This window comes from Rhodococcus sp. CX (assembly GCF_015865005.1).
Classification (GTDB): domain Bacteria; phylum Actinomycetota; class Actinomycetes; order Mycobacteriales; family Mycobacteriaceae; genus Rhodococcus.
The window spans coordinates 114,761-117,964 of record NZ_JADZGH010000251.1; the positions used below are offsets into that span (position 1 = coordinate 114,761).

Sequence of the window (3,204 nt, forward strand, 5' to 3'; positions counted from 1 at the left end):
ATCGAACCCGGCGAGGTGGATGCCGCGCTGCGTCGCCTCGCGGGGGTCGAACAGGCCGCGACCGTGGTGCGCGACGGGGCGCTCGTGTCGTACGTCGTCCCGGCGGACGTCGACGCCGGGCAGGCCAGGTCCCGGTTGTCTCGGACGTTGCCCGGTCACCTGATTCCGTCCGTCGTCGTCACCCTCGACGCGCTGCCGCTCACATCGCACGGCAAACTCGACGTGGCCGCGCTGCCGGCATCGGCCCGCCGCGGTGGCTCCGCGCCGCGGACCGGAACCGAATCCCTCGTGGCCCGTGTCTGCGCCGACGTCCTCGGGGGCAGCGCGCCGGTGGGACGTGACGATGACTTCTTCGCCGTCGGCGGGAACTCGCTGCTGGCCACGGTCCTGGTGGGACGGCTGCGTGAGGAGACCGGCATCGCCGTGCCGCTGCGCACCGTGTTCGACCATCCCACCGTCGAGGCGCTCGCCGCGGCGATCGATGCGGGAGGGTTCGACGTCGCTGCCGGACCGGTCGCGGTGGCGCCCCGGCCGTCGCTCATCCCGTTGAGCCGCGCCCAAAGACGCCTGTGGGGACTCGGCCGCCTCGACCCCGGGGCGTACCGGTTACGGGCCGAGATCCGGCTCGGCGGCCCGCTCGACCCGGTCGCTCTCGACGCCGCGATCGGCGACGTGCTGGACCGGCACGAGATCCTCCGGACCCGATACGTCGTGGCCGGCACGGACGTGCATCAGGAGGTACACGAACGTCCCTCGGTGGTCGTGCGATCCCGCGATTCCGGCCGCGCGCCGACGACCGCGGGCCGATCCGACACCCCGATCCGGGTGGAGCTCGAACGGCTCGGCGACGACCTGCACGTCCTGCATCTCGACGTCGACCATTCCCTGGCGGACGGTGCGTCGCTGCGACCGCTGCTCGGGGATCTGGCCGAGGCCTATCTCGCCCGCACCGCCGGGCACGCGCCCCGGTGGCTACCGCTGCCGTTGCAGTACGCCGACTACGCGCTCTGGGAGCACGCGCGCGGAATTCCCGCCGCGGACGTCGACCACTGGCAGCGCGCCCTCGACGGACTGACCGTTACCGAACTCCCCACCGACCACACCGGCGGCGAGCCGGTCGCGGGGACGATCGAATTCGCCGTTCCGGCCCCCGTCCGCGACGCGGTCGCGTCGCTCGCCCGCACGACGGGCGCCACCGAGTTCATGGTCGTGCACGCCGCGCTGTCGGTGCTGCTGGCCCGCGTCGGTGCCCAGCACGACGTCGCGGTCGCCGCCGTCGTGTCGACCCGCCGCTGGGCGCAACTCGACGACCTCGTCGGACCGTTCGTCGAGACCCTGATCCTGCGCACCGCAGTGGCTCCCGACCGGTCGTTCACCGAACTCGTCGAAGCGGTCCGTGCCTTCGACGTCGCGGCCCTCGATCACGCGACGGTGCCCTACGAGCAACTCGCCGGAATGCTCACGGGACCGCCGCCGCAGGTGGCGCTGGCGATGCAGGACTTCGATCCCGGCCACGCGCAGCTCGGGGATCTCACCATCGCAGCGCGCGAAATCGTTGACGACACAACGAAATTCGACCTCCAGTTCACCTTCGCCCCGAGCGGTGACGGATACCTCGCGACGCTGCGGTTCGATCGATCCCGGTTCGCCGACGCCACGGCCCGGACGCTGGCCCGGCGGTTCACCGCCGTGCTCGCCGGGCTCGTGGACGATCCGCACGCATCTGTCGGCGACGTACCGTTCGACGTCGCCGCCCCGCCACTGACCGGTGGCGCGCCGGTTGCGCCGCGCCTCCTCGCCGACCTCCTGCGCGCGGCGGCCGCGGCCCACCCCGCACGAGAGGCCGTGCGCGGAGACGGAATCGCGCTCACGTACCGGGAATTGGACGCCGCGTCCGATGCACTCGCCGCCGAATGGTGTGCCACGGGAATCGGTCCCGGCAGCGTCGTCACGCTCGGCGAGACACGCAGCGCCGACCGTATCCGCGCCCTGTGGGCGGCGACCAAGACCGGCGCCGCCTTCACGGGATCCGCGGCCGCCACCACCTGCCCGCCGAACGTCGCGTACATCGTGGCGACGTCGGGTTCGACGGGCGCCCCCAAACTGGTCGCCGTCACCCACGAGGGACTCGCACCGCTGGCGGCCGAGGCCGCGGCTCGCTACCGCGTCGGCCCCGGCGACCGGGTGCTGCAGGGATACCACCCGGCGTTCGACGCGGCGCTGCTCGAGGTGCTGCTCGCGCACACCACCGGCGCCACCCTCGTCGTGGCACCGTCGGACGTGTACGCCGGGCAGGACCTGCACCGGCTGTTGCGCGAGGAACGCATCACCCATTACCTGTCGACGCCGACGGTGCTGGGCACCCTCGATCCGGCCGGTTTGCCCGACCTGCGGGTCGTTGCATCCGGCGGTGAAGCCCTTCCCGCCCCGCTCGCCGAACGCTGGGCCGCGGGCCGGCTGATGCTCGACGCGTACGGGCCGACCGAGTCGACGATCGTCGCGACCCTCACGGAAATCGACGGTCACGGGGCGGCCGGGATCGGCGAGCCGATTCCCGGCACGACCGCACACGTTCTGGACGCGCGCCTGCGCCCGGTGCCCGATGGCGCGGTCGGTGAGCTCTATCTCGCGGGCGCCGGGTTGGCGCTCGGCTACCTCGACGCCCCGGCTCTCACCGCGGAACGGTTCGTCGCGGCGGCCGGCGGGCAACGGATGTACCGCACCGGGGACCGCGTGCACCGCCGCGCCGACGGAACCCTCGCGTATCTCGGCCGGACCGACCGGCAGCTGAAGATCCGTGGGGTCCGTATCGAACCCGGCGAGCTCGAGGCTGCGCTGCTCGGCGTGGACGGCGTCCGGCAGGCTGCCGTCGTCGCGGTCGACGATGCGCTCGTCGCGTTCGCCGCCACCGGCGTCACCGCCGACGAGGTCACCGCCGCGATCGCGGAAATTGTTCCGCCACAACGTATGCCGTCACGAGTGCGGGTGGTGCCGCAGCTGCCCGTCACCCCCAACGGCAAACTCGATCTCGCCGCGTTGGCCGGGCTCGACACGGCAGCAGTCGAGGTCGCGGAACCCGAATCGACCGCCGCCGAGAAGTTGGTCGTCACGATCACCGAGGACGTGCTCGGCATCCGTCCGGCCGCGCACCGCGGATTCATCGCCGCCGGAGGCGATTCCCTCGGCGCGGTCGTTCTCGCCGCC

The 3,204-nt window shown here is 72.7% G+C and carries 1 protein-coding gene; it reads left to right on the forward strand.

Going from position 1 to position 3,204, the window contains the following annotated elements:
- On the forward strand, positions 1 to 3,204 hold a 3,204-nt coding region (locus I0Q12_RS27320), incomplete at both ends, for a condensation domain-containing protein (RefSeq protein WP_197256523.1).